This is a genomic window from Marinobacter adhaerens HP15 (assembly GCF_000166295.1).
Lineage (GTDB): Bacteria > Pseudomonadota > Gammaproteobacteria > Pseudomonadales > Oleiphilaceae > Marinobacter > Marinobacter adhaerens.
In genome coordinates this window covers 1,267,605-1,294,443 of record NC_017506.1, presented here as the reverse complement: position 1 = coordinate 1,294,443, position 26,839 = coordinate 1,267,605, and the positions used below count along the sequence as shown (strand labels likewise).

General features: G+C 58.1%; 21 protein-coding genes. 16 read left to right on the top strand and 5 right to left on the bottom strand.

Translation table 11 applies throughout. The features are described 5' to 3' along the window. Positions 1 to 47: 47 nt before the first annotated feature. A complete protein-coding gene (gene purL, locus HP15_RS06195) occupies positions 48 to 3,953 on the bottom strand; it encodes a phosphoribosylformylglycinamidine synthase (protein ID WP_014576687.1) in 3,906 nt (1,301 codons plus the stop codon). Between the two features lie 275 nt (positions 3,954 to 4,228). On the opposite strand from purL, the gene mltF reads away from it, so the two are divergent. Further along, positions 4,229 to 5,749, top strand: coding sequence for a membrane-bound lytic murein transglycosylase MltF (gene mltF, locus HP15_RS06190; protein WP_014576686.1), 1,521 nt, complete (start codon positions 4,229 to 4,231; stop codon positions 5,747 to 5,749). A 19-nt stretch (positions 5,750 to 5,768) separates the two neighbouring features. Here mltF and HP15_RS06185 read toward each other — a convergent pair whose 3' ends face one another. Continuing rightward, positions 5,769 to 6,239, bottom strand: a complete 471-nt coding sequence (locus HP15_RS06185; RefSeq protein WP_014576685.1) for a regulatory protein RecX — start codon at positions 6,237 to 6,239, stop codon at positions 5,769 to 5,771. A 178-nt stretch (positions 6,240 to 6,417) separates the two neighbouring features. Between HP15_RS06185 and HP15_RS06180 the strand changes: the two genes are divergently transcribed. Together HP15_RS06180 and HP15_RS22585 are read left to right on the top strand one after the other, a co-directional pair. After that, positions 6,418 to 8,547 carry a DUF349 domain-containing protein gene (locus HP15_RS06180; protein WP_014576684.1) on the top strand — a complete coding sequence of 710 codons (2,130 nt, stop codon included), beginning with the start codon at positions 6,418 to 6,420 and terminating at the stop codon, positions 8,545 to 8,547. Then, entirely contained in the window at positions 8,523 to 8,882 is a 360-nt protein-coding gene (locus tag HP15_RS22585; RefSeq protein ID WP_041645142.1) for a hypothetical protein, read from the top strand. The genes HP15_RS06180 and HP15_RS22585 overlap by 25 nt, the downstream gene beginning before the upstream one ends. 13 nt (positions 8,883 to 8,895) lie before the next feature. On the opposite strand, the gene HP15_RS06170 is transcribed toward HP15_RS22585, so the two are convergent. Further along, a complete protein-coding gene (locus tag HP15_RS06170; RefSeq protein ID WP_014576682.1) occupies positions 8,896 to 9,159 on the bottom strand; it encodes a late competence development ComFB family protein in 264 nt (87 codons plus the stop codon). A gap of 188 nt (positions 9,160 to 9,347) precedes the next feature. Here HP15_RS06170 and HP15_RS06165 point away from each other — a divergent pair, with 188 nt between their 5' ends. The 4 genes from HP15_RS06165 (at position 9,348) to HP15_RS06150 (ending at position 15,988) form a co-directional block, all read left to right on the top strand. Beyond that, positions 9,348 to 10,556, top strand: a complete 1,209-nt coding sequence (locus tag HP15_RS06165; RefSeq protein WP_014576681.1) for an acetyl-CoA C-acetyltransferase — start codon at positions 9,348 to 9,350, stop codon at positions 10,554 to 10,556. Positions 10,557 to 10,585: 29 nt separating this feature from the next. Next, on the top strand, positions 10,586 to 12,736 hold the full coding sequence (locus HP15_RS06160; protein ID WP_014576680.1) for a 3-hydroxyacyl-CoA dehydrogenase NAD-binding domain-containing protein: 2,151 nt from the start codon (positions 10,586 to 10,588) through the stop codon (positions 12,734 to 12,736). A 248-nt stretch (positions 12,737 to 12,984) separates the two neighbouring features. Further along, positions 12,985 to 15,168 carry a carboxy terminal-processing peptidase gene (locus HP15_RS06155; protein ID WP_041645141.1) on the top strand — a complete coding sequence of 728 codons (2,184 nt, stop codon included), beginning with the start codon at positions 12,985 to 12,987 and terminating at the stop codon, positions 15,166 to 15,168. 19 nt (positions 15,169 to 15,187) lie between these two features. Continuing rightward, entirely contained in the window at positions 15,188 to 15,988 is an 801-nt protein-coding gene (locus tag HP15_RS06150) for a helix-turn-helix domain-containing protein (RefSeq protein ID WP_014576678.1), read from the top strand. Here the strand turns inward: HP15_RS06150 and mtnA are convergent. Further along, complete coding sequence (gene mtnA / locus HP15_RS06145) at positions 15,977 to 17,041, bottom strand: S-methyl-5-thioribose-1-phosphate isomerase (RefSeq protein ID WP_014576677.1); 1,065 nt, start codon at positions 17,039 to 17,041, stop codon at positions 15,977 to 15,979. The two genes, HP15_RS06150 and mtnA, sit on opposite strands and share 12 nt — an antisense overlap. A 112-nt stretch (positions 17,042 to 17,153) precedes the next feature. Here mtnA and HP15_RS06140 point away from each other — a divergent pair, with 112 nt between their 5' ends. The 8 genes from HP15_RS06140 to rdgC are packed head-to-tail and all read left to right on the top strand — an operon-like array spanning position 17,154 to position 22,898. After that, positions 17,154 to 18,491: a TRZ/ATZ family hydrolase gene (locus HP15_RS06140; protein WP_014576676.1), complete on the top strand. Its 1,338-nt coding sequence runs from the start codon at positions 17,154 to 17,156 to the stop codon at positions 18,489 to 18,491. A 35-nt stretch (positions 18,492 to 18,526) separates the two neighbouring features. Further along, on the top strand, positions 18,527 to 19,243 hold the full coding sequence (ubiG, locus tag HP15_RS06135; protein ID WP_008171454.1) for a bifunctional 2-polyprenyl-6-hydroxyphenol methylase/3-demethylubiquinol 3-O-methyltransferase UbiG: 717 nt from the start codon (positions 18,527 to 18,529) through the stop codon (positions 19,241 to 19,243). Further along, positions 19,233 to 19,904 carry a phosphoglycolate phosphatase gene (gene gph, locus HP15_RS06130; RefSeq protein WP_014576674.1) on the top strand — a complete coding sequence of 224 codons (672 nt, stop codon included), beginning with the start codon at positions 19,233 to 19,235 and terminating at the stop codon, positions 19,902 to 19,904. Before ubiG ends, gph begins: the two co-directional genes overlap by 11 nt. 57 nt (positions 19,905 to 19,961) lie before the next feature. Then, the gene (locus HP15_RS06125) at positions 19,962 to 20,711 is read left to right on the top strand and encodes a YciK family oxidoreductase (RefSeq protein WP_008171450.1); all 750 of its coding nucleotides are present in this window, start codon (positions 19,962 to 19,964) and stop codon (positions 20,709 to 20,711) included. Next, positions 20,711 to 20,944 (top strand): glutaredoxin family protein, encoded by a 234-nt coding sequence (locus HP15_RS06120; protein WP_008171448.1) that lies wholly within the window; start codon positions 20,711 to 20,713, stop codon positions 20,942 to 20,944. The genes HP15_RS06125 and HP15_RS06120 overlap by 1 nt, the downstream gene beginning before the upstream one ends. Before the next feature lie 12 nt (positions 20,945 to 20,956). After that, positions 20,957 to 21,727, top strand: a complete 771-nt coding sequence (gene yaaA, locus HP15_RS06115; protein WP_008171447.1) for a peroxide stress protein YaaA — start codon at positions 20,957 to 20,959, stop codon at positions 21,725 to 21,727. 24 nt (positions 21,728 to 21,751) lie between these two features. Next, entirely contained in the window at positions 21,752 to 21,952 is a 201-nt protein-coding gene (locus HP15_RS06110) for a DUF2788 domain-containing protein (RefSeq protein WP_008171445.1), read from the top strand. A gap of 19 nt (positions 21,953 to 21,971) precedes the next feature. Continuing rightward, positions 21,972 to 22,898, top strand: a complete 927-nt coding sequence (gene rdgC, locus HP15_RS06105; RefSeq protein WP_014576673.1) for a recombination-associated protein RdgC — start codon at positions 21,972 to 21,974, stop codon at positions 22,896 to 22,898. A gap of 56 nt (positions 22,899 to 22,954) precedes the next feature. On the opposite strand, the gene HP15_RS06100 is transcribed toward rdgC, so the two are convergent. Then, on the bottom strand, positions 22,955 to 25,699 hold the full coding sequence (locus HP15_RS06100; RefSeq protein ID WP_014576672.1) for a bifunctional acetate--CoA ligase family protein/GNAT family N-acetyltransferase: 2,745 nt from the start codon (positions 25,697 to 25,699) through the stop codon (positions 22,955 to 22,957). Positions 25,700 to 25,907: 208 nt separating this feature from the next. Here HP15_RS06100 and HP15_RS06095 point away from each other — a divergent pair, with 208 nt between their 5' ends. Beyond that, positions 25,908 to 26,834 (top strand): histone deacetylase family protein, encoded by a 927-nt coding sequence (locus HP15_RS06095; RefSeq protein ID WP_008171440.1) that lies wholly within the window; start codon positions 25,908 to 25,910, stop codon positions 26,832 to 26,834. The last annotated feature ends 5 nt before the right edge of the window (positions 26,835 to 26,839 follow it).

Genomic DNA, 26,839 nt, shown 5'->3' with positions numbered 1-26,839 from the left:
ACTCATGTTGAGCGCACCCAAAACCGGCTTGTTACTGGAACGGAAAATCAGCCGAACCAGCGTCTCGCATTTCGGAACATGCGAATCCAGGAACCGTCTTCCTGCCACTCAGAGGGACGCCAGGAATGCTGGACAGCCCGGAATACTCGCTCGGGATGCGGCATCATGATGGTGACCCTGCCATCGCGCGTCGTCACACCAGTAATACCGGCTTCGGATCCATTCGGGTTGTAGGGATAGCGTACGGTCGCCTGCCCCCGATTATCCACATAGCGCAGCGCCACCAACTCGTTCTCGGAGAGAGCTTCTGCCGAGGTGCCGCTGGCAAACTCAACCCTACCCTCGCCGTGAGCAACGGCAATCGGCATACGGGAACCGGCCATGCCATCCATGAACGCCGACGGTGACGGCATCACCTCAGCCATAACCAGGCGCGCCTCAAACTGCTCGGACTGGTTACGTACGAAACGTGGCCAGCCCTCACTTCCCGGAATGAGCTCGTGAAGATTGGAGAGCATCTGACAGCCATTGCACACACCCAGCGCCAGCGTGTCCTGGCGATTAAAGAACGCCGCAAACTGGTCCCTGACGCGATCGCTGAACAGAATCGATTTGGCCCAGCCCTCGCCAGCGCCCAGAACGTCACCGTAGGAGAAACCGCCACAGGCAACCAGGCTGTTAAAGCCATCCAGCGTAACCCGGCCTGAGAGCAGATCGCTCATATGCACGTCGACAGAATCGAAGCCGGCACGGTCGAATGCCGCCGCCATCTCAACCTGTCCATTGACACCCTGCTCCCGCAGAACCGCAACTTTTGGACGGACTCCCTTGTTGATATACGGGGCAGCCACGTCGTCGTTGATGTCGTAAGAGAGTTCGGCGTGGAGACCGGGATCCTCTGCGTCAAGCAGATTATCGAATTCTTCACGAGCGCAGTCGGCGTTATCCCGAAGCGACTGAACCCGGTAACTGGTCTCGGACCAAAGGCGCTGGAGCTCCACCCGGGATTCATCCACCACAGTGCTACCTTCGAAGGTCAGGCGAAGGTTGTCAGTATCATTCGGGCTACCGATAACACTGATGTAGTCCCCAAGACCCGCGGCAGAGAATTGCTGCAGGACAAAACCGGTGTCTTGCTTGCGTACCTGGATGACGGCACCCAGCTCTTCATTAAAAAGTTCCCGGGCAAACTGACTGCGATCCTCGGCGAGGCCATCCAGCTTGATATCAACCCCACAGTGGCCGGCGAAACACATTTCAGCCAGGGTGACGAACAGGCCGCCGTCTGAACGATCGTGATAGGCCAGGAGCTTACCGTCGCTGTTCAGACCCTGAATAACCGCAAAGAAAGCCTTGATGTCCTCCGGGTCATCCAGATCCGGTGCAACTGCACCGACCTGACGGTAAACCTGAGCCAGAGCGGAGCCCCCAAGGCGGTTCTGGCCAGCAGCAAGATCCACGAGGATCAGGTCTGTCTCGCCAGCATCCTTGACCAGCTGGGGAGTCAGCGTCCTTGCAACATCAATAACCGGTGCAAAACCACTGACAATCAATGAAAGCGGTGCAGTCACGCTTTTCTGTTCGCCGCTGTCTTCTTCCCACATGGTCTTCATGGACATGGAGTCCTTGCCCACGGGGATCGTGATTCCAAGCTCCGGGCACAATTCCATGCCTACGGCGCGAACGGTCTCGTAGAGATTCTCATCTTCACCCGGGTGGCCAGCAGCGGCCATCCAGTTTGCAGAGAGCCGGATATCGGACAACTTGCCGATCGGCGCTGCCACCATATTGGTAATCACTTCACCGACGGCCATGCGACCGGACGCGGGCGCATCGATCGTGGCGACCGGCGTGCGCTCGCCCATGGCCATTGCTTCACCGGTGCGAACATCGAAGGAGGTGGCCGTCACAGCCACATCAGCCACCGGAACCTGCCAGGGCCCAACCATCTGATCCCGAGCAACCAGGCCGGTAATGGTCCGGTCACCAATGGTGATCAAAAAGCTCTTGGAGCCAACAGACGGCAGACGCAGAACGCGGCGAATGGCATCATCCAGATCGATTTTGGTGGAGTCGAAAATGGGCTTCGTAAAGGAAGCGCGGCTGACACTCCGATGCATGCGCGGCGGTTTGCCGAACAGCACTTCCATCGGCAGATCAACCGGCTTGTCGTCGAAGTAGGAATCGCCCAGTTCCAGATGATGAGCTTCTGTCGCCTCGCCTATCACGGCATAGGGGCAGCGCTCGCGGCGGCACAGGGCGTCAAATTGCTCCAGGTTTTCCGGAGCCACTGCCATCACATACCGTTCCTGGGATTCGTTACACCAGATTTCCAGCGGAGACATTCCCGGCTCGTCACTGGGAATGTCGCGAAGCTCGAATTTACCGCCGCGACCGCCATCTTTGACAAGCTCAGGCATAGCGTTGGACAGACCACCGGCGCCCACATCATGGATGAACGCAATAGGGTTCTTGTCGCCCATCTGCCAGCAGCGGTCGATAACTTCCTGGCACCGACGCTCCATCTCGGGGTTGTCCCGCTGCACTGACGCAAAGTCCAGATTTTCGTTACTGGAGCCCGAGTCCATGGACGAAGCCGCACCACCGCCCAGACCGATCAGCATGGAGGGCCCACCCAACACGATGAGTTTCGCGCCCACCGGGATATCGCCCTTTTCAACATGCTCCTCACGAATGTTGCCAAGACCACCGGCAATCATGATCGGCTTGTGGTAACCGCGGACTTCTTCGCCGGCGGCTCCGGGCACTTTTTCCTCAAAGGTCCGGAAGTAGCCCGCCAGGTTGGGACGTCCGAATTCGTTATTGAATGCCGCGCCACCAATAGGCCCTTCAATCATGATGTCGAGCGGTGAAGCGATGCGTTCAGGTTTGCCGTAGTTGATTTCCCATGGCTGGGGATCGTCCGGCAGATTCAGGTTGGAGACTGTGAAACCAGTCAGACCCGCCTTGGGCTTGGAACCCCGGCCGGTAGCACCTTCGTCGCGAATTTCGCCGCCGGAGCCTGTGGCGGCGCCGGCGGCAGGAGCAATCGCCGTCGGGTGGTTGTGCGTTTCCACCTTCATCAGAATATGGATGTCTTCTTCGTTATATCCGTAGACACCCGTCTCGGGGTCCGGGAAGAAGCGGCCACCACGACTACCCCGAATAACCGAGGCATTGTCCTTGTAGGCGGATAGCACGCCCTCGCTGTTCATTTCGAAGGTATTCCGGATCATGGCGAACAGGGATTTTTCCTGACCTTCGCCGTCAATATCCCAGGACGCGTTGAATATCTTGTGGCGACAATGCTCGGAGTTCGCCTGGGCGAACATCATGAGTTCCACGTCGGTCGGATCCCGCTCAAGATCCGTGAAGGACTTAACCAGGTAGTCAATTTCATCTTCGGCAAGCGCCAGCCCCAGGCGCGAGTTGGCTTCCACCAGGGCATCGCGACCACCGGCGAGAACTGGCACCCTTCCCAGGAGCCGAGGCTCTTCATGGCTGAACAACAGCTCTGCGCCGCCCATCTCATGAAATACTTTCTGGGTCATGCGGTCATGCAGAAGCGCTGCGATTTTCTCGCGTTGTTCCAGGCCAAGCTTGCGCCCCGAACGAATGTAATAGGCCGTGCCCCGCTCAATACGATGTATCTGCCGCAGGCCACAGTTCCGGGCGATGTCCGTTGCCTTGCTGGACCAGGGCGAGAGCGTGCCGGGGCGAGGCACAACCAGGAAAAGCACGCCGTCAGGCTCTTCCACCGGCACACTCGGGCCATAGGTCAGGAGCCGGTCCAGAATAGCTTGCTCCGCGTCCAAGAGGTCTGCCTCCAGGTCAACAAAGTGCATGAACTCAGCATAAACATGCTCGATTTCAGGCACGATATCCTGAATCCGGGAATGCAATTTGCGGGAGCGGAATGGCGAGAGCGCGGGAGCGCCGCGAAGTTCAAGCATGATATCAACCTGTATCGCGCGAAACGGGGAAGTCTGGGTGCAATTTGAAAGGCCGACATGATACTCGAAAGCGGGGTCAGGATACAGCGCTTGAGGCGTTAATCCCGGGCTGTACAATTAACATTGTTTTGCACATTAATTAACCAGCTTTATTGACCAGGCCTCCGACACCAAGGATCATTGACTGTGTGGAACGGAATTCCACGCTCAGGATAGACAAGGTTGCGTGGCTTTAAGCGACGCTACAACCAGATGATCCAGCCGTGACGGAGTCCATGGACTTGCCAAAGATATTTGCTGCTTTCAAAAGCGCATCCGCCGGGATTGTTTTCTTCCTCGGCACTGCCCTGATACTGACCGGATGCTCACAGCCTAGCACTCTCCAGGAAATCCGTGATGAGGGGGTGCTGCATGTGATTACCCGGACGGCGCCGTCTATCTATGTGGAAAGTGAAGACGGCCCCACCGGCTATGATTACGAACTGGCAAAACTGTTCGCCGAGGACCTTGGCGTAAAGCTCCGGGTTCGCGTTGCCGATAGCAACACAGAAATCCTGTCCGTTCTGGAAAAGAACTACGCCCACTTCGGGATGCTCGGGCTCTCCAGGCAACCCCATACTGCCAATCAGTATCGCACCGTAGCGACCGGCATCACCGCCCAGTCGATCCTGGTTTATAATCGCGATGTCGAGCGGCCTGAATCATTACAAGACCTGATCGGGAAAACGGTGCACGTGGTATCCGACAGCAACCATGAGCACCGCCTCAATGAAGCCCGCCAGGAAAACGCAGAGCTTGAATGGGAGGTGCATCCCGGACTGGACGCCGCAGGCGTTCTGTCCCGCGTTGAAAGCGGCGAATTCCCCTACGCGATGGTTTCTTCCAACGAGCTCGACCTTAACCACGTATTCTACCCGATGGTGAAGGAGGCTTTTACCGTTGGAGAACCCGGTGAACTGGCCTGGTTTTTCCCGTCAGCGCAGGATGATTCCCTGGCAAAAGCGGCCCGCCAGTTCCTGGAAAGTCTCGAGACCAACGGAACATTGGCCCAGATTTCCGAGCGCTTCTATGGCCACCTTGATCGACTGAATTACGTGGGTGCCCGAACCTTCATGCATCATGTGGAGAACCGGTTGCCCAAATACGAGTCGCTGTTTCGCGACTATGCCCGCGACTTCAACATGGACTGGCGACTGCTCGCAGCCATTGGTTACCAGGAGTCCCACTGGCGCCCCAATGCGGTATCGCCTACCGGAGTCCGTGGACTGATGATGCTGACCAGGAACACTGCCAGCCATATCGGCATCAACAACCGCCTGGACGCCGAAGAAAGCATCCAGGGCGGAGCCAAGTATTTCCGGATCGTGCACGAAAAAATCCCGGAACGGATCCCGGAGCCAGACCGCACCTGGTTCGCTCTCGCCTCCTACAACGTGGGTTTCGGGCATCTGGAGGACGCCCGACGACTTACAGAAGGCGCGGGACGAGACCCTGACCGGTGGATGGACGTAAAGGAATTCCTGCCGTTACTGGCCGAGAAGGAATGGTATACCAAGACCCGCTTTGGCTATGCCCGGGGCCACGAACCGGTAATCTACGTCCAGAATATCCGGCGCTATTACGATGTCCTCGCCCGGCTCAACCAGCCGGGTATTCCGGCGACCGAAGCAGAGGAACAGATCGTACAGATGGAGGAAAGCCGGGCGCCGGAAGTTCCATCAGGCGAGCTGCAAACGGACGGAAAGCTCAGGGCCGGCCTGCCCGCAGAACTGGGCATGATACCGCCGACCCTTTGAAGAATCCGACTTCCGCCGGCTATTCGCTACGAGCCTCGAGTGCGCGCTCCACCTGACTGGCGGAAAAGCCCCTACGATTCAGGAAACGCGCCTGCCGTACTTTTTCGTCCCAGTCCTCACTCAGATCCGCCAGGCCAAAACGCTTATCGCGGATACCGATAGCTCGCTGACACCAATCCTCCTCCGTCATCTCGTCAACACTCTCCGGAGTCTTGTGAACCCCGCGCTGCTGAAGTTCGCCAAGAATCCGTAGCGGTCCGTAACCAAGGTCCATTCTTTGGCGGGCGTAGACGTCAGCAAACCGATCATCGTCTAGCCAACTCTCTTTCTCGTAATCATCCAGAACAGCGTTAATAATGTCGCCCGGCAGCTTTCTTTGGCGGAGTTTCAGGCTTAACTCGAGGCGACTGTGCTCGCGCCTGGCAAGCAACCTGAGTGCCGTTGCCCGGGCCTTGTAATCCTGATCGTTGTCATTTTCCTGTTTTGCCATACAGACCCTTTCCGCACACGCATACAAAACGCTAGACTAGCCGCGAATTTTTCCTGCTGGCCAGCACCTCAGGCTGACCAGTCAAACTACCCGGTATCCCTGACCGGATGCCGACGGCCGGTGGCGGCACAACTTTGCCCGACACCGTGAACTGGTTTCAACACCCAAGGATACTCTTATGGCCGCGTTCATCCAGAAACTGTTCAAATCCCGCAAGACAACCGAGGCAACGCCAAAACAGCGGAAAGCCACCCAGCCAGAGCCTGTCGAACAGGAAGATACCCGGACTGACCGGAGGGAAGAGCAGCTCAAAACTCTGGAGAGCGCACCATCCCAGGATGTCCTGGCCAAGCTTGCCATTGACGGCGTTACGGCGGATATCCGGCAGTCCGCTGCGGGCAGACTGACCGACGAAGCCAGTCTGCAGGAAGTGCAGAAACAGGCCAAAGGCCGTGACAAAGGTGTCTACCAGATCGTTAAACTGGCACTTCAGCGGCGGCGCGAAGAACAGGCCCGGCTGGACAGCATCAGCCAGACCATCGCTACCCTTACCCGCCATGCCCAGGACCAGGCGAAGAGTGACGATACCAAGCTTTATGAGGCCCGGCTCGATGCCCTGCTGAAACAATGGACAGAGGTGGAAACACACGCCTCACCGGAACAGGCCCAGGCATTTCTCGAAGCGGTTCACCTGTGCAAAGAGCGCATTGCGGCCCTGCAATCTGCGGCGGAAGATGAAAAGCGCCAGCGCGAGCAGAAGCTGCAACGTCAGGAAACCCTGGATCTGCTGACCCGCACACTGGACGAGCTCAAGTCTCAACCGCCTGAAACACTGCCCTCACTGGCGTCCCTGGATGCACTCCAGAAAACCCAGGAAAACCGCTGGCTGGAAGCAACCCGGGATACGGCAGTGGAGAAGCAGGAACAGAAAGCCTACGAAAACGCCATGCTGGCACTGCGCAATTACCTGAGCTCTGTCCGTCGGATTACCCAGGAACGGGAAACCATCGTCGAACTTGGCGCACTGCTCGAGCGCGCAGACGATGCCACCGACGAGCAGCGTGCCCAGGCAAAGACACTGGTTGCCGAGATCAACTGGCCGGAAGGCTATCCCATCCCGGCACTACTGGAGCCATTGCGGAAGCTGGCCGGCAAACGCAAGAAACCGGCAGAGCCCCGAGTTGATCAGGAGCAACAGAAAGCTCTGACGACTCGCCTCGAGGCCGAAATCAGGCAACTGGAGGAGGCTCTGGAGGCCAAACAGCTGAAAGAATCCAAACAGCTCTTCAAAACGGCACAACAGCACTTCCGGGATCTGGACCAGCGCCACGCAAAACCCTATCAGGCGCGTATGCAGCTGCTTACCGGGCAATTGCGTGAACTCTCGGACTGGCAGGGCTTCGCCACGGAACCCAAGCAGATTGCCCTGTGCGAGCAAATGGAATACCTGGCAGAGCAGCCAATGGATCCGGAAGCAAAGGCCGAGCGAATCAAGGAGTTGCAGAATGAGTGGCGCGATCTCGGCGGCTCTTCGGATCGCTCGCTGTGGTCCCGGTTCAAAGCTGCCTCGGACAAGGCTTACGAGCCCTGCAAGGCCTACTTCTCTGCCAAGTCCGGCCTCAAACAGGCCAATCTGGAAAAACGGTCCGCCATTTGCGAGCAGCTCGAAAGCTTCCTGGACAATGCCGACTGGTCTTCCATCGACTGGAAAGCCGCGGAACGAATCCACCAGACCGCTCGCCAGGAGTGGAAAGAGGCCTGGCCAGTGGAATTCCGCGACAATCGGGCCGTTCAAAAGCGCTTCGATGAACTGCTCAAGAGGCTGGAAGCCCCCCTGGACGAGGAACGGCGCAAGAACGAAGGCCTGAAACAGACGATCGTGGAAAAGGCCCAGGCCCTGGTCGAACACGAGCCGCTTCAGGAGGCCATGAACCAGGCCAAGGCCCTCCAGGGAGACTGGCAAGCCATCGGAATCACCCGCCATCGGGAAGACCGCAAACTATGGCAAGCGTTCCGAAAGGCCTGTGACCAGATCTTCGCCCGCCGTGATGCCGAGCGCTCGGAACAGCAGCAGGCATCACGTGCCGCCGACGAGACGGCACAAGCAGGCCTGAATCAGGTTTCAGGAATATCCCCGGAAAGTGACGAACAGGCAGTTACTGCGGCCCTGGCGACGCTCAAGGATATTGATGCCGCTACGCTCTCAAAAGGCGTCAGAGAACAGGTCCAGCAAGAAAAGCAGCGGCTGAGCAAGATTCTCTCGGCTCTGAGACTGCAGGCAAAATGGCTTCCTGGCAGTCTCTGGTGATGGCGGCCACAGCGGGCCCGTCCGGCAGTGAATCAGCGCCTCAGCACTGGGGTGCGCTGGCCGAAACGTCAGACGCCAGCGATCCGGTCGAGCTGGTGATTCGCGCAGAAATCCTTTGCGGCGTGCCCTCCCCCGAAGCCGATCAGCAGCGCCGCATGGAAATCCAGGTTCAGCGCCTTGCCAATGGCATGGGTTCCGCCGACAACAGCACGGATCAAATGCAGGATGTAGAGAAACTGCTGGCAGCCTGGTGCCTGGGTGGCACTGGCAAAAACGCGGACACGGAGCTCGCTGAGCGACTGAACAGGGCTATCGCCAATCTGAACGAGGCCTGAGGCGCCCAGCGGTCTACTCCCGCTGATGTTCCCTGACGAATTCCCTGGCTTCCTTTACGGCGGCCAGGGATTTCTGTTTCATCCCCTTGAGTTCCTCGTCCGCCAGGTAAAACATCATATCGATTGAATGCCGGTAATACCGTGTGGGCAGTCGGTTGAGAGCCACGCACATAACATCGGTCAGATAGTCCGCTGTGTCAGACTCCTCCCGCGTTGCCTCGATGGCATCCACCACCAGCCGCTCGTAGAAATTGTCGATTGCATCTCGCAGAGACATGGCTTCCGCCTCCCGAATTCGTCTGCGGTTTCTAACACCATAGAAGCCAGCCCCCTCCTTGTCATGGTTCATGAGCAATTTCGCCAATGCGATTGGCAGCCCGCGTCATTACCCCCTGCAACCGCAACCGGCTATGGTTGTGTCATCGGTAAATCAAACCCGAAAACAATATGACCAGAGGACAAGCAATGACCACCGAGGCTTATATCTTCGATGCAGTCCGCACCCCCAGGGGGCGCGGAAAAAAAGATGGATCACTTCACAGCGTCAAACCCATCTCGCTGTTGACCACGGTGCTCCATGCGCTGCAGGAGAGGAACAGCCTGGATACCGCCCAGGTGGACGACATTGTGATGGGCTGCGTGACCGCCGTGGGTGACCAGGGTGCGGATATCGCCAAGACGGCAGCGCTGGCCGCTGACTGGGATGAAAAAGTGGCGGGCGTCACCCTGAACCGTTTCTGCGCCTCCGGATTGGAAGCCGTGAATCTGGCAGCCATGAAAGTTCGTTCCGGCTGGGAGGACATGGTGGTTGCCGGCGGTGTGGAGGCCATGTCCCGGGTGCCCATGGGCTCCGACGGCGGAGCCTGGGCCACAGATCCGGAAACCAATCTACATACCGGTTTCATGCCCCAGGGCATCGGCGCAGACCTGATTGCCACCCTTGAGGGCTTCAGCCGTGAAGACGTTGATGGCTTTGCCGTGAAATCCCAGCAGAAAGCGGCCAATGCCTGGCAGAACGGCTACTTTGCGAAGTCCATCATTCCGATCACTGACCAGAATGGCGTGGTGATCCTTGATCGCGATGAGCATGTGCGTGGCAACACTTCCCTGGAAAGCCTTTCCGGCCTGAAACCCTCCTTCCAGATGATGGGCGAGATGGGCTTCGACGGTGTCGCCCGGGAGAAATACCACTACGTGGAGAAGATTAACCACGTTCATCATGCCGGCAACTCCTCAGGTATCGTCGACGGTGCCACCGCCATGCTCATCGGCAGTGAAGCCAAGGGCAAAGCCATGGGGCTGACGCCGCGCGCTCGCATCATCGCCACGGCCGTGACCAGCACAGACCCCACCATCATGCTCACCGGCCCCGCCCCGGCAGCGCGCAAGGCACTGGAAAAGGCGGGCATGACTGCCGATCAGATCGATCTGTTTGAAGTGAACGAGGCCTTCGCCTCTGTGGTTATGCGCTTCCAGCGGGAACTCTCGGTTCCCGACGAAAAAGTGAACGTGAACGGCGGGGCTATCGCCATGGGCCACCCGCTGGGTGCCACCGGCGCCATGATCCTTGGCACCCTGCTGGATGAGCTGGAGCGGCGCGAGCTGCGCTACGGCCTGGCCACACTGTGCGTCGGTGGCGGCATGGGCATTGCCACCATCATTGAGCGCGTCTGAACCCGTCCACTTTTCCAGGAGAACCAATTATGAGTGCTATTCGTTACGAACTGGGTTCAGACCAGATCCTGACCCTCACCATCGATATGCCCGGCCAGTCCGCCAACACCATGAACGCTGCTTTCCGGGACGCCCTCTCGGAAACCGCCGCAAAAGTGAAGGAAGACCTGGATAACATTCGCGGCATCATCATTGCCTCCGCCAAAAAGACGTTTTTCGCCGGCGGCGACCTGAAAGAACTGCATAAGGTCACCCGCGAAGACGCCAGAACTTTCGAGGATATGGTCAACGGCCTGAAATCCCACATGCGGTTTCTGGAAACCACCGGAAAGCCCGTGGTGGCTGCCATCAACGGCTCCGCCCTGGGTGGCGGCCTCGAGATTGCACTCGCCTGCCATTACCGTGTCGCCATCAATGACGACAGCATTCAACTTGGACTGCCGGAAGTGACTCTGGGCCTGCTGCCGGGTGGCGGGGGCACCCAGCGACTGCCTCGAATGATTGGCCTGGAGGCAGCCTTCCCGTTCCTGATGGAAGGCAAAAAGGTAAATCCGAAAGCTGCGCTCAAGGCCGGCATTATCAACGAACTGGCAGATTCTGCCGACGATATGATCACGAAAGCCCGAGCGTTCATTGAGGCCAACCCGAAATGTCAGCAGCCGTGGGACCAGAAAGGCTTCAGGTTCCCGGGTGGCGCGCCCCACCATCCTGCCATGGCGCAGAAGCTGGCGATCGCTCCGGCCATGCTGAAGCAGAAGACCAAAGGCTGCTATCCGGCCCCGGAGCGCATACTTTCCGCTGCCGTTGAAGGCGCTCAGGTCGATTTCGATAACGGCAGCCTGATCGAGACCCGGTATTTTGCGGAACTGGTGATCGGCCAGGTTGCCAAGAACATGACCGGCACCTTCTGGTTTCAGTTGAACGCCATCAAGGCGGGCGGCAGCCGCCCCGAGGGCGTTGAGAAAGAAACCTTCCGCAAGGTGGGTGTTCTGGGCGCAGGCATGATGGGCGCAGGTATCGCCTATTCAACGGCGACACGGGGTATCGATGTGGTGCTGAAAGACGTCTCCGTTGAAAATGCCGAAAAAGGCAAAAGCTACTCGGAGAACCTGCTCGCCAAGAAGGTCAGTCGTGGCCGAATGACCGAAGAACAGAAGGCAGACATCCTGAGCCGCATCAAGGCCACCGATTCGTCAGACGATCTGGAAGGCTGTGATCTGGTGATCGAGGCGGTCTTCGAGGACAGTGGACTGAAGGCAAAAGTGACCCAGGAAGCGGAACCCAAACTGGTGGCAAACGGGATTTTTGCGTCCAACACCTCAACCATCCCCATTACCCAGCTCGCCGGAGCCTCTGCGAACGCCGAGAACTTCATTGGCCTGCATTTCTTCTCACCGGTCGACAAGATGCAGCTGGTAGAAATCATCGTCGGCGAAAAAACCTCGGATGAAACCCTGGCGCGCTCGTTTGACTACGTTCAGCAGATCGGAAAGATTCCCGTGGTGGTCAACGACAGTCGAGGGTTCTTTACCTCGCGGGTCTTTGGGACCTTCGTCAACGAGGGCATCTGCATGCTTGGCGAAGGTATTCATCCAGCGAGCATTGAAAACGCGGGGGTGCTGGCCGGTATGCCCGTCGGGCCACTGGCGATTTCCGACGAAGTCAGCATGACCCTGATGCAACACATCCGGGACCAGAGCAGGAAGGATACCGAAGCCGCCGGCGGAACCTGGAATCCCCACCCCGCGGAGGCCGTCATTGATGCGATGGTCAACGAACATGGCCGCAAGGGCAAGGCTGCGGGCGCGGGCTTCTACGAGTACCCTGCCAACGGCAAGAAACACCTCTGGCCGGAGCTGGAAACTCTGTTCGTGAACGCGGAGAAGGCAAGAACGGTCAAACTACAGGAGCTGAAAGACCGGATCCTCTTCATTCAGGCCATCGAAACCGTTCGTTGTCTGGAGGAAGGCGTATTGCGAACGGTAGAGGATGCGAATATCGGCAGTATCTTTGGCATCGGCTATGCGCCGTGGACCGGTGGCGCGATTCAGTTCATCAATCAGTATGGCGTGAGAGCATTCACGGAGCGGGCATCGGCGCTCGCCGAGACCTATGGTGAACGCTTTGCACCACCCAAACTGTTGCAGGAAAAGGCGGAAACGAACACACCGTTCGCCTGATTCAGCCTCTGCACGTCTGCTGCCGGGAGGATTTACCGATTCTCCCGGCAGTTTCCCCGTGTGCAACACGCCTCAACCCTGATGATCCCTCGGTTACGAACGTGGCGTCTTCATGGACAGATTGTCACGATCCGATACGCCCTGCCTATGGCATCGGGTGTAGTGCTTGCCTACAATAAATTTAATAAGTCACGGGTAGACACTCCCTCGCAAACCGAGGGGCTACCAACACCGTCGGGTAAGCATTTATGACCATCGCGGAAAGAATTATGGCTCGTCGCTCTTCGGCCGGATCTGTTCGGTTCGGGGTGTGCAAGGCAATGACTGTAGCATTGCTGTTGTCTGCGCCACTGGGGCTTCATGCGAACGTTGAAACTCCAGACGTGTACGAGCCAGTTGCACCGACGATTGATCAGGCGCGAGCCAATATCCTGATCGCCCGTCAACTGCAGTTTACCCACTTCCGGGACCTCGGAATCAGCGATGAACTCTCCGGAGATGTGTTTGATGCCTACCTGGATTACCTCGACGGGCAGAGAATCTATCTTTCGCAGGACGACATTGCGAAGTTCGACAAAATCCGCACTCAACTCGGCTCTGCCCTGAAAACAGGTCAGCTTCAGCCCGGGTTCGATATTTACAATCTGGTTCAGCAACGGATTATCGAGCGCCTCCAGTTTGCTCTGGAAACAATCGACAAGGGCATCGACACGCTGGATTTCTCGGCCAACGAAAGTATTCTGGTCGACCGCTCGAAAGCGGACTGGGAATCGAACGCCAAGGCCCTGGACGATCTCTGGGTCAAGCGCATTAAAAATGCGGTGCTGGCTCAGCGCCTGAACGGGGCAGAAGACGAAGCCATCGTTGAAACCCTGCGCCGCCGCTACGAAGGCCAGTTGAAGCGCGCGTACCAGGCCCGCAGTGAAGATGCCTTCCAGGCCTATATGAATGCGTTTACCGGCATGTGGGACCCGCACACGTCCTACTTTTCGCCGCGCACCTCCGAAAACTTCAATATCAACATGAGCCTTTCACTGGAAGGCATCGGTGCTGTGCTTCAGTCGGACAACGAATACACCAAGGTGGTGAGACTGGTACCCGGCGGGCCCGCCTCCAAGCAGGGTCAGCTTGAGCCCGCAGATCGCATTGTTTCTGTCGCACAGGAAGACGAAAAACCGGTGAATGTGATCGGTTGGCGTCTGGACGAAGTGGTGGATCTGATTCGTGGGCCGCGCAATTCGACCGTCACACTGGAAGTGATTCCGGCCAATGCCTCCGACGAGACCATTACCGAGACCATCGCCATCAAACGCGATGAAGTAAAGCTGGAAGAGCAGAGCGCCAGCAAGGACACCATACGTCTTGAACGTGGCGGCAAGGAATATACGATTGGCGTCATTACCATCCCCACGTTCTATGCGGATTTCCAGGCCATGCAGGCTGGTGACCCGAATTACAAGAGCACGACCCGCGATGTCCGCAACCTGATTGCGGAGCTCGAAGCCGACGGCGTTGACGGCCTGGTGATGGATTTGCGAAACAACGGCGGTGGTGCGCTGCACGAAGCCAATGATCTGGTCGGCCTGTTTATTGACAAGGGCCCCACCGTTCAGATTCGCAACGCCAATAACGATGTGCAGGTACTCAATGACGAGGATCCTTCCGTGGCCTACGACGGGCCTCTGGTGGTACTCACCAACCGCATGAGTGCGTCAGCGTCCGAAATTTTCGCCGGCGCCATCCAGGACTATGGCCGCGGACTGGTTGTCGGTTCCCAGACCTTTGGCAAGGGCACCGTTCAGGCTGTGCGTCCCCTGAACCACGGGCAACTCAAGATCACCCAGTCCAAGTTCTATCGGGTATCCGGCGGCTCCACGCAACACAAAGGGGTTATCCCGGACATCGAGATTCCTTCTCGTATCGACAAGACCCGCATCGGTGAGGACGCCCTGGATCATGCCCTGCCCTGGGACCAGATCGAGGCCGTGCCGCATACACGCTACTTCGATTTCAGCGGCATTATCGATGAGCTTCGCAAGCGGCACGAAGAGCGGTTCTCAACCAACCCTGAGTTCAGCCTGCTGCAGCAGGAGATCGACTTCCTGACCAAACAGCGCGCCACCGACAGCGTCAGCCTCAACCTGGAAGAACGCCGCGCTGAGCACGAACAGATTGAACGCACACGGCTCACGATCGCAAATGCCCGTCGTGAACTGAAAGGCCAGACACCGTTCGAGTCGCTGGAAGACCTTGAAGACTGGCAAGACCAGCAGGCGGCGGACCTGAATTCCACCGATGAGGAGCTGGATTTCGTGATACGGGAAGGTGGACATATCATGGCCGACATGCTGGACCTTGATAACCGCATGGCATCGATCCTGGATCCCCAGCAATTTGCGGCACAGTCTCCGGCCGCCGCAGTGACACGTTGAACAGGCAGCTCCAAGTCTCATGACTGAGAAGGACGCAGGCGGACAGGATAGCCACCAGAAAGCACGGATGTTGCAAGACATGCTACTGGACGCGCTACATGCCATGCGCTCCCTGGAGGAAGTGGAAGGGTTGGAGAAACCGGCGGCTCAGGAACGAACGCCGGAAGGCCTGATCGACCGCCTGGCAAGCCTTACCGGGTCTGCGCTCCGCTTCGGGGTCAAGGCGACGGATACGTCTCTTCGGGTGGGCCGGGCGCTGATCAATTCCCAGGATCAGCTGCGGGCAATGCTCACAGCAGGCCAGTCTCTCAAAGACATCCGCGAAGTGGCCGGCCTCACCGTATCTGAAATGAGCGAGGCCCTTAACCTGCGGGACAAGTCCGTCCTGGAGGCTATAGAGAACGGCACCACCACCCTGTCCTTCGAACTGATACTACGTCTGGCAGCCCTCATTGCCAGAAACGATCCCATCCCGTTCATCATGCGCACCACGCGCAACTACAATCCCGAAGTCTGGCAGATTCTGAATGACTGGGGCGTGGCGAGACTGCCCCTGCAATTTGAGCGGGAGCGGGAGTTTATCAACATCTTCCGCCGGCATGATGACGCTCGCACGCTCTCGGATGAAGGTTTCCAGAAAGTGCTGGAGTTCACCCGTCAAAGCTTTGAAATGTCCCTGCACTTTATTGAGGAGCAGGAACGGCAGGTGGCCGAACTCAGGGCCACCTACGAGGAAAAGCACCCCGACGTGAAAAGGTCACCAGACAAGCCTGCCGCCAAAAAGAAGCAGCCGGAGCGCACCCCACCGTCAACCAAATAACGCCTGCATACCGGTTATATTCGGGTTATGCACCACGCCCTTTTCAGTAACGATCGCGTCGATCAGGCTTGCCGGTGTCACGTCAAAGACCGGATTGAATACGTTGATGCCTTCCGGCGCCAACCCGATACCGCGTATCTCCCGGATCTCAATGCCGTCGCGCTCCTCAATGGCCACATCTGCCCCTGACGCCGTGGCCATGTCCACCGTGCTTGAAGGCGCGACCACCATGAAGCCCACTTTGTGATGGCGGGCCAGAACCGCCAGGCTGTAGGTGCCGATCTTGTTGACCACATCACCATTGGCAGTTATTCGATCCGCGCCGACGATCACCCAGCGTACGTCTTTCCGGGCCATGATGGCGGCAGCGGCACCATCGGCATTCAACGTGACGGGAATGCCGTCGCGTGAAAGTTCCCAGGCCGTCAACCGGCCACCCTGAAGCCAGGGGCGAGTCTCGTCGGCATAGACGTCTGCCAGCAGCTTTTCCTCATAGAGACGACGAACAACGCCCAGTGCCGTACCGTAGCCCCCGGTGGCCAATGCACCGGTATTGCAATGGGTCAGCACCGAAAACGGTGCCTCTGCTCCGATAAACTCAAGGGCATGGTCCGCCATGGCAAAGTTGGCGGCCAGGTCTTCCTCATGTATGGCCCGGGCCTCCGAGGCCAGGCGTTTTACCGCTTCGTCCAGCGAATGGCACGCGTGGAAAATCCTTTCCATGCGCTGCAGCGCCCAGAACAGGTTTACTGCGGTCGGACGTGAAGCTGCAAGCTCGCGAATGGCCTGTTTGATTTCGGCCTTCCAGTCCCCGCCACCGGCATGTCTGGCCGCAAGGGCCACCCCGTAGGCTGCACTGATGCCGATTGCAGGAGCGCCCCGAACCACCATATCCCGGATACTCTGCGCTACCCCGGCAGCGCCTTCCAGCGTTATCCAGTGCTCCTCTCCCGGCAGCAGGCGTTGATCCAGCAGCTCAAGACTGCTGCCGTGCCAGCGAATCGCAACGGTGCCAATGGCCCGTTCTTGGGAGGGTTTCGGGGTTGTTGTCATAGAAGACTGCTCCGGTTTTTCAGCGCTGAAAACTGCCAGTATAACGGTTATACTTCCGGGCTACATTTTCAAGGTGTGGAAGCTCCGCGCCATGCGCTGTAAGGCAGGATAAATGACGGCAGACACTATCACCGCAGCCGATATTCGCATCAACGCGCGCTGGCTGATCCCGATTGAGCCGGCAGGCACGGTACTTGAGCATTATGCAGTGATTATCCAGGGTGACCGCCTTGCCGCAGTCATTCCCCAGGAACAGGCGGACAGATCGTTCAGAACCCGGGAAACCGTTGATCTTCCGAACCACGTCGTCATGCCCGGCCTGATCAACATGCACGGCCACGCGGCCATGAGCCTGTTCAGGGGCATGGCAGACGATCTTCCGCTGATGACCTGGCTGAATGACCATATCTGGCCGGCCGAAGGTCGCTTTATCAGCGAGCAGTTCATTGCCGATGGGACCCAACTGGCCATGGCCGAGATGCTGCGTACGGGAACCACCACGTTTTCTGACATGTATTTCTTCCCGGAAATTGCGGCTCAGATGGCGCACGATACGGGCATTCGTGCGCAAGTCTGTTTTCCGCTGCTCGACTTCCCGACGCCGTGGGGTGCCGGCCCCGAGGAATACCTGCGCAAGGGCGCTGACTTTATCGACAGCTGGAAAAACGATGGCTACATCATGCCGGCCATTGGCCCCCATGCACCCTACACCGTGTCCGACGGCCCGATGATTGAAGCCGTCCGGCTCTCGGAAAAGACCGGCGCAGCCATCCAGATCCACCTGCACGAAACGGCATTCGAAGTGGCCGAGGCTACTGAAAAGCTGGGTCAACGGCCGACAGCCCGACTGGCGGATCTCGGCCTGCTCCGCCCAGAGACCCAGTGCGTACACATGACCCAGATTGATGCCAGCGATATCAGCTTGCTTAAACAAACGGGCGCCCATGTTATCCACTGCCCGGAATCGAATCTGAAGCTGGCCAGCGGCCTTTGTCCGGTGCAGGAACTCCTCGATAGCGGGATTAACGTCGCCATAGGCACCGACGGCGCCGCCAGCAACAACGACCTCGATCTGTTCGGGGAACTCCGGACTGCCGCCATGATGGCCAAAGTAGTGGCCAATGATGCCTCGGCGCTATCGGCGCACAAGGCCCTGCAGATGGCCACCATCAACGGGGCAAGGGCTCTGGGGCGGGACCATGAACTGGGTTCTCTGGCCGAGGGCAAGTTGGCGGACATCATTGCCATTGACCTGAGCGACCCGTTTTTGCAGCCGGTCTACGACCCGGCTTCGCACCTCGTATACAGCAACCATGGTCGATCAGTAAGCCACAGCTGGATTAACGGCGTACCACAAGTACAGGATGGCCGGCTTACCCGCATTGACGTTGCCGATCTCATGCTTCGAGTTGAGGACTGGGCCGGGCGAATCCGCACAAAGGCTGACTAACCGATTTCCTATTGATTCACCAGGCAGAACCAACCATGACAAACCAGAACGTAGACCGGAACGAGATCGCCAAATTCGAGGCCCTGGCCAGCCGCTGGTGGGATCCCTCGAGCGAATTCAAGCCACTGCATGATATAAATCCCCTGCGGCTGAACTACATCGACGAGCGGGTTTCCCTGGCCGGAAAGCGCGCTCTGGATGTCGGCTGCGGTGGTGGCCTGCTGTCGGAGGGCATGGCCCAGCGCGGCGCCCACGTTACCGGTATCGACATGGGCGAGGCTCCGCTGGCCGTCGCGCGGCTGCATGGCATGGAGAGCGGTGTGAATGTGGATTATCGCCAGATCACCATCGAAGAACTGGCCGAGGACAGCGAACATGCGGGCCAGTACGACGTTGTTACCTGCCTGGAAATGCTTGAGCATGTGCCGGATCCCGCATCGGTGGTGAGGTCCTGTGCCGCCATGCTGAAACCGGGCGGCCATCTGTTTGTATCAACCATCAATCGGAACCCGAAATCGTTTCTTTTCGCGATTGTGGGGGCGGAATACGTGCTCAGGTTGCTACCCAAAGGCACCCACGAATGGAAGAAATTTATCCGGCCATCGGAAATGTCCGACCATCTTCGCCACGCAGGGCTGGAAGTCCGTGAACTTACGGGCATGACCTATAACCCCGTCACCAAGGTGTACAAGCTCGGTCGGGACGTGGACGTCAACTATCTGATGCATGCCAGGGATATTCGTGAAGCCTGAAACCACGCATCGAGCCTCCACGGTCCTGTTTGACCTGGATGGAACGCTGATTGACACCGCACCGGACTTTATCCGGTGCCTGAATCAGTTACGGGAACACCACGGGCTCCCCGCCCTTCCCCACGAGCATATCCGACGCTCGGTTTCGAACGGCGCGCGCGCCATGATCCGGGTCGGCTTCGGCCTGGAACCGAAACATCCGGAATACCTGGAAAAACACACCGCGTTCCTCGACCTCTACGAGGCGGGCGTGGCAGTGGAGACCAGCCTGTTCGAGGGGATGGACGAGCTTCTCAAAGCCCTCGAGGAGCAAGGTATTCCCTGGGGCATTGTGACCAATAAGCCTGCCAGGTTCGCGGTTCCACTGATCGAGGCCCTTAACCTGGCTGACCGGTGCGCGGCGCTGGTTTGCCCCGATCACGTTGCCCAGCGCAAACCTCATCCGGAGGCCCTCTTTCTGGCCTGCCAGCAGATCGGCGCCGATCCCGCCACCGGCATTTACGTGGGCGACCACGAACGGGACATCGAAGCCGGGCGTAACGCAGGCATGAAAACCATCGCCGTCCGCTACGGTTACATCGAGGAGCCGGAAGCCGTTGACCTGTGGCAAGCGGACCTCATCGCCGACACCGTCACGGACCTGGCAAAGCTGTTACAATAGCCCATCAAATTTAGGATCCGGTGTTCAGCCGGTAACAGCCTGACACGGAGACAGGTTATGCATGATTACCAAGCACCCGCCGATCTTCTGAAAGACCGCATCGTAATGGTGACGGGTGCCGGCAGTGGCATTGGCCGGGCTGCAGCCAAGGCCTACGCCGCCCATGGCGCCACCGTGGTACTGGTAGGTCGCACGGTCAGCAAACTCGAAACGGTTTACGATGAAATTGAAGCAGCCGGCCACCCCAAGCCTGCCATCGTGCCCATGAACTTCGAGGGCGCCGCGGTGAAAGACTACGAAGAATTGGCTATGACCCTGGAAGATAACTTCGGGCAGCTGGATGGTTTGCTGCACAACGCGGCAATTCTGGGCGACCGCAGTCCTGTGGAGCTTTATGACCCGGAGACCTGGAACAAGGTCATGCACGTGAACGCAACGGCGCCGTTCCTGCTAAGCCGGGCAATGATTCCCCTGCTTCGCAAATCCGACGACGCCTCGGTGATCTTCACCTCCTCTGGTGTCGGCCGCAAGGCAAAAGCCTACTGGGGCGCCTATGCCGTCTCCAAGTTTGCCGTAGAGGGCCTGAGCCAGTTGCTGTCCGAAGAGCTGGACGATGAGCGTCACAATGTCCGGGTAAACAGTCTGAACCCCGGCGCGACCCGTACCAACATGAGAGCCCACGCCTATCCGGCGGAGAATCCACAGCAAAATCCGGCACCAGAGGACCTGATGCCGATTTACCTGTACCTCATGGGCAAGGACAGCCAGGGCGTCAACGGCCAGAAACTGGACGCACAACCGAAATAATGGAACTGCTTTTTTACACAACCTCTCAGTGCCACCTGTGTGAACTGGCCGAAGCCCTGCTTGTAAGCACGCCCATGCCGGAGCCGATCCCGGTAGACGTGGTGGACATTGCCCAGTCCGAAGAACTGGTAGAACGCTACGGTACCCGGATACCGGTGCTCCGACGCAACGATACCGGTGTGGAACTGGACTGGCCTTTTACCAGGGATGACTTACTTACATTCCTGCAATGAGGATTGCCTGACATGTTGATGGTTATTTCCCCTGCCAAAACGCTGGATTACGAGAGTCCGCTGGCGACCAGTACCTATACTCAGCCGGAATTCCTTGAGGATGCCTGCGAGCTGGTCGACCAGCTTAAAACGCTGGAGCCGCACCAGATCAGCAATCTGATGAGCATTAGCGACAAGCTTGGGCAGCTGAACGCCGAGCGCTTCCAGAACTGGCACACGCCTTTTACCCCCGAGAATGCCCGGCAGGCTGTGCTGGCTTTCAAAGGTGACGTGTACACCGGCCTGGACGCCGAGAGCTTCAGTGAACAGGACTTCGACTTTGCCCAACAGCATCTGCGCATGCTTTCCGGTCTGTATGGCGTCCTGAAACCGCTGGACCTGATGCAGCCCTACCGCCTGGAAATGGGTACCCGGTTCGAGAATAACCGTGGCAAGGATCTGTATGCCTTCTGGGGCAGCAAGATCACAGAGGAGATCAACCGGCTGCTTGCGGATGACGACGGCGTGCTGGTCAACCTTGCCTCCAACGAGTATTTCAAAAGCGTAAAGAAGAAAGACCTTGAAGGCCGGCTGATTACCCCCCAATTCAAGGACTGGAAGAATGGTCAGTACAAGATGATCAGCTTTTATGCCAAGAAAGCCCGGGGGCTGATGTGTCGGTTTGCCATTCAGAACCGCATTACCCAGGCCGACGACCTCAAGGGATTCAACCTCGAAGGCTATTACTTCAGCGAAGACCAATCCGATAAGAACAACTGGGTTTTCCTGCGGGATGAACAGTAATCCACGTTGAAATCGGAGTCAGCAATGAACGAAGCAATGTTTTCCCAGATCGCCATGCTGGTGTTTCTGACCGGCCTGATTGTCTGGATGGGTGTCATCGTCTGGGATCTGGCCAAGAAATCCCAGGCCGGCAAGTTCGGCACCATCGCACTGTTTACGGTGCTGGGCGCCGGCGTTGTGGGTTTTATCGTTAAAACCGTACTCGTAGAGATCATGCAAATATGAAAGACAAGGACCAGCCCTGATGTGGTTTCGCAACGCCCGCGTATTCCGATTTACCAAACCCTTTGATATCTCTGCCGAAGAGCTGGAAGAAAAGCTCCAGGCCGACGCCTTCAAGCCCTGCGGACCTCAGGAAACCAGCCGCCAGGGCTGGGTTCCGCCCCTGGGCAAGCATGGCGAACAGCTGGTTCACAGTGCCAACGGCTATCACCTGATTGCCCTGCGCAAGGAGGAAAAGATTCTTCCCGGCCCGGTGGTGAAAGAAGCGGTTGAGGAGAAGGCCGAAGCCATCGAGTTCGAGCAGGGCCGGAAGGTCCGGCGCAAAGAAAAGGACGAAATCAAGGAACAGGTAATGCTGGAGATGCTGCCCCAGGCCTTCTCCAAGAACCGCCGCTCCTTTGCCTACCTCGCCCCCCAGGACGGTGTTCTGGTGGTGGACGCGGGTTCCGCCAAGCAGGCGGAAGATCTGGCCTCGACTCTGCGCAAGAGCCTCGGATCGCTGCCGGTTCGTCCACCCGCGGTGGAACAGGCACCTGCTTTCACCTTTACCGGTTGGCTGAACGAATCCATCGACCTGCCCGGCAAGGTGGTTCTGGGCACTGAATGCGAACTCAAGGATCCGTCTGAAGATGGCGGCGTGGTGCGCTGCAAAGGCCTGGACCTGAAAGCCGATGAAATCCGCAACCATCTGGATGCGGGCATGCAGGTGACCAAGCTGTCCCTGACCTGGGACGACAACGTCTCCTTTGTGCTGGATGAAGAACTGGGCATCCGTCGCCTCAAATTCGGCGAAACACTTCAGGATCAACTGGACGATGTCGACGTGGACGACCACGCTGCCAAGTTTGATGCGGCTTTCACGCTCATGACCCTTGAGCTGTCCCGGCTGATTCCAGGGCTCCTGGAAGCGCTCGGCGGCGAAGATCGCTCTGCGATTGTCGAAGAGTAAAGCCTTAAAACCGGGTCAGATACCCGTCTTGTCTGACCCGGCCTCCCTTGCGCTCTTCAGTGGGCAATCTTTCCCAGCCGCTCTCTCTGCCAGTCTTTTTCCGGTTCGTTCAGGACCAGCCGCAGATCCATCACTTCCTCTTCGGTGTTGAACTTGATTTCAAAGCCCAGATGTTCAGCCAGCTGCAACATGGGACGATTATCCGGCAGCACATTGCCCACCATTTCCACGGTACCCCTGGCCCGACAGTAATCGATCATCTTCTGCATCAGGGCAACGCCGAGGCCTTCGCCCTTCATTTTATCGTGCACCATGACCGCGAACTCGCATTGCAGGTTATCGGCATCGGTCCAGGTGCGCACGGTTCCGAGGGTTTCCTCGCCTTCCCCGTCTTCCCTGGGCGCGTTGGCAATAAAAACCATCTCCCGGTCGTAATCGATTTGCACCATCTGGGCTACGTCTTCGCGAGAGAAATGCTTGCGATACTGGAAGAACCGGTAACGAATGGATTCCGGCGACTGCAACTCATGGAACGCCCGATGGGCAGGCTCATCTTCCGCCAGTACCGGTCGAATGATGACCCGGCGCCCGGATTTGGGCAAAACAATCCATTCCTCCAGTTCCCGCGGGTAAGGCTGAATAATCGGCCGCCCCGGCTTGTCGGCCAGATTGATGGCAATATTGACAGCCACGGCCCCCTGCTCGTTGAACAGCAAGGGCGAGATCTCAAGCCCCTTGATTTCCGGAATGTCGATAACGATCTGTGAGAGGGTGACCAGGGTCTCGGACACCGCGCGGATATCCTCCTCCGGCTTCAGGCTGTGTTCTTTCAGCAGCTTGTACATGTAGGTACGGCGCAGAAGCTCACGGGCCAACACCATGTTCAATGGCGGCAGTGCGATCTGACGATCGGTCATCACGTTGATCTGGGCGCCAGCTGCACCACAAACCACCAGGGGCCCAAACAATGCGTCCCGGGTAATGCCGACACTGAACTCGATCCCACCCACGTGCTGGTAGGAACGCTGAACCGCAAACCCTAGAAATCCACTTTCCGGGAAATGGCTCTTGTACTCCTCCATCAGGTAGCGGCACGAATCCATGATGGCCGCCTCGCTGTTCAGTTTCTGGACCGTACCCTTGTACCGACGCTGGGTCGGACTCAGGTCCAGAAAAGGATGGCACGCCTGCTCGTGAATGATGGTAATGTCGATGGGGCGCCGCTCAACCGCAAACACCTCCAGCACCTCTTCCATATCGTCGCAGTACATGGTTTCGATGGTGCTGATCCCGTAGTCCCGCACCAGGTCCCGCGCTTCCCGGTTCGACAGGTGATACCGACCTGCTCGAAGTGCCCTGTTGACCACATGACGGGTATGGGTGCGGTCTGCAAAGTGATCGGTAAAGGATTCCGGCGTTTCCGTAAGCAGCCGCTGAACCCGCTGGTGACGAACATGTTGCATGAATGCCATCACGGCTTTTTCGGGATTGAAGAACGACGGCAGCCCGGCCCGGTAAAACTCTTCCCGAGCATCCATGACCGTACTCTGGCCGAGCCAGCAGGTGAACACATTCAGACGTGTGCCCTTGGACGCCTGCACAACGGCGTCGGCAATCTGCAGGCTGTCCTCCGTCAGACTCGGGGCATACATCACCAGAACGTTTGCCACTTCCGGATCCTTTGCCAGGATCTTGATGGCCTGGCCGTAAAGTTCCGGCGAGGCATCGTAGTTAAGGTCAATGGGGTTTTTACGGGTCCAGTAAGGTGGCAGCAGCTCGGCCAGGTTCTCAATGCTGGATTTCGACAGCTCTGCCAGTTCACCACCAAGATCGGCCAACCGGTCCACGGCCAACACCCCGGGGCCGACCCCATTGGCCATGATCGCCAGGGTTTCGCGGCGCAGGGGACGCATCCGCGTCAATGTCTCGAGCGCATCAAACATCTGGCCAAGGCCATCCACCCGGAGCACACCTGCCCTCTGAAGCATGGCGTCGTAGATCGGATCGCTGCGTTTCAGGCCATCAGGGAGGTCGTGGGGAAACCACTCCGACTCCGGTACCCGACCGGACTTCACCGCAATCACCGGCTTGGTGCGGGACGCCACCCGAACCGCCGACATGAAGCGGCGGGCATTGGGAATGTTTTCGATGTGCAGGAGAATCGCACGGGTCTGTGTATCCTGCGCCAGGTAGTCGATCAGGTCGTCGTGATCGATATCCATGCCATCGCCCAGGGTCAGGAAATAGGAAAACCCCACACCACGGGCGAATGCCCAGTCTATGACCGAACTGGCGATGGTGCCCGACTGGCCAACGAAGGCAACCCGGCCAGGGATGGCGCCCATATGGGCGTAGGTAGCGTTCAGGCTGCGTGCCGGGACCATCAGGCCAATGGTGTTGGGGCCCAGTACCCGGATTCCGGTCTCCCGGGCCGCTTCACGAACGGAATACATCAGGGGCTGGCCGGTTTTACTGTGAGTACGTGACATGCCACCGGTCATAACGATCGCGGTGCGCACCCCGGCCTCCCCCAGCCGCTTGATGGTCTTGGCCACGGTATCCGGCGGCGTACAGATGATTGCCAGGTCCGGGGAAAATTCCATTTTCGAGACTTTCTTGACGCAGGGCACCCCGTGCACGTTGTCGTAATCGTTCTGGTTAACCACCAGTAACCGGCCGGGATAACCGCCCCCCATCAGGTTCCGCAACACCATACCGCCAAGGTTGTCTGCCCGCTCCGACGCACCGATCACCGCAATGGACGCGGGATTAAACAGGCTCTCCAGATACCGGGTGCTCAAGCTGACTCTCCTTTGTATGCGGCCGGCAGACCGTTGGGAAATAAATGTAATAAAACAGGTTACTTATGAGTGTAACTCTTATCTTAGGCCTTGATACCCCGATGTGAAATGACTATCGCCGTTATAAGACCAAAGAAACACGGCATCGTGCAGTTTTCCCTGATAAGCTTGAAGAAAATATAAGCATATCGAAGGCAGTCCGAGACGTATGACCACGGCATTCTTTTCCCACGATGACTTCATGAAACACAACATGGGGCCGGAACATCCGGAAAGCCCTGAGCGGCTGGCGGCCATCATCAGCTACCTTGCTGATACTGGCCTGGACCAGAAGCTGGACTGGGTGCGGCCGGAAGAAATCACCCGTGATCAGCTTCTGATGGTGCATCCGGAAAAATATCTCCATCAACTGGACCTGATGCAACCGACCCGCGGCCGCGTGTTTACCGACCCGGACACGGCCATGATGCCCGACACCCTTCGAGCCGCTCGTCTGGCAGCTGGTGCCAATATCCAGGCCGTGGATATGGTCATGAGCAGCCAGGTTACCAACGCGTTTGTGTGTGCCCGGCCGCCCGGGCACCATGCCGAGCGGGCGAAATCCATGGGGTTCTGTTTTTACAACAACGTTGCCCTGGCCGCGATGCGCGCCCTCACCTTTCATCATTTGGAGCGGGTCGCGATCATCGATTTCGACGTGCACCAGGGCAATGGCACCGTAGACATTGTCAGTGGCGACGAGCGTATCCTGATGTGCTCAAGCTTCCAGCATCCCTTCTACCCGCACTCCCACGTGCACCGGCAGGCCGACAACATCGTGAATATTCCGATTGAGGCAAACTGTTCGTCTGAAGAGTACCGTAAGCAGGTGGAGGCGGGATGGCTGAAGCGCCTGAATGAATTCAAACCGCAGTTGATCCTGATTTCGGCGGGTTTTGATGCCCACCGGCTGGATCCGATGGCAGAACTGAATCTGGATACGGAAGATTATCGCTGGCTAACGGAAATGATTGTGGGTGTCGCCAGTGAGCACAGCAATGACCGGATCATTTCAACCCTGGAGGGCGGGTACCATCTGCGGGCCCTGGCGGAAAGCGTCAATGCCCACCTGGAAGTACTGGATTCGGTTTACTGACGCCA

Coding starts and splice junctions, on each gene's coding strand:
- mltF (WP_014576686.1), top strand. CDS start 4,229: ATGGACTTGCCAAAGATATTTGCTGCTTTCAAAAGCGCATCCGCCGGG.
- HP15_RS22585 (WP_041645142.1), top strand. CDS start 8,523: ATGGCTTCCTGGCAGTCTCTGGTGATGGCGGCCACAGCGGGCCCGTCC.
- HP15_RS06110 (WP_008171445.1), top strand. CDS start 21,752: ATGAACGAAGCAATGTTTTCCCAGATCGCCATGCTGGTGTTTCTGACC.
- HP15_RS06125 (WP_008171450.1), top strand. CDS start 19,962: ATGCATGATTACCAAGCACCCGCCGATCTTCTGAAAGACCGCATCGTA.
- HP15_RS06170 (WP_014576682.1), bottom strand. CDS start 9,159: ATGTCTCTGCGAGATGCAATCGACAATTTCTACGAGCGGCTGGTGGTG.
- HP15_RS06185 (WP_014576685.1), bottom strand. CDS start 6,239: ATGGCAAAACAGGAAAATGACAACGATCAGGATTACAAGGCCCGGGCA.
- HP15_RS06150 (WP_014576678.1), top strand. CDS start 15,188: ATGACTGAGAAGGACGCAGGCGGACAGGATAGCCACCAGAAAGCACGG.
- purL (WP_014576687.1), bottom strand. CDS start 3,953: ATGCTTGAACTTCGCGGCGCTCCCGCGCTCTCGCCATTCCGCTCCCGC.
- HP15_RS06120 (WP_008171448.1), top strand. CDS start 20,711: ATGGAACTGCTTTTTTACACAACCTCTCAGTGCCACCTGTGTGAACTG.
- rdgC (WP_014576673.1), top strand. CDS start 21,972: ATGTGGTTTCGCAACGCCCGCGTATTCCGATTTACCAAACCCTTTGAT.
- mtnA (WP_014576677.1), bottom strand. CDS start 17,041: ATGACAACAACCCCGAAACCCTCCCAAGAACGGGCCATTGGCACCGTT.
- HP15_RS06140 (WP_014576676.1), top strand. CDS start 17,154: ATGACGGCAGACACTATCACCGCAGCCGATATTCGCATCAACGCGCGC.
- yaaA (WP_008171447.1), top strand. CDS start 20,957: ATGTTGATGGTTATTTCCCCTGCCAAAACGCTGGATTACGAGAGTCCG.
- ubiG (WP_008171454.1), top strand. CDS start 18,527: ATGACAAACCAGAACGTAGACCGGAACGAGATCGCCAAATTCGAGGCC.
- HP15_RS06155 (WP_041645141.1), top strand. CDS start 12,985: ATGACCATCGCGGAAAGAATTATGGCTCGTCGCTCTTCGGCCGGATCT.
- HP15_RS06165 (WP_014576681.1), top strand. CDS start 9,348: ATGACCACCGAGGCTTATATCTTCGATGCAGTCCGCACCCCCAGGGGG.
- HP15_RS06180 (WP_014576684.1), top strand. CDS start 6,418: ATGGCCGCGTTCATCCAGAAACTGTTCAAATCCCGCAAGACAACCGAG.
- HP15_RS06160 (WP_014576680.1), top strand. CDS start 10,586: ATGAGTGCTATTCGTTACGAACTGGGTTCAGACCAGATCCTGACCCTC.
- HP15_RS06095 (WP_008171440.1), top strand. CDS start 25,908: ATGACCACGGCATTCTTTTCCCACGATGACTTCATGAAACACAACATG.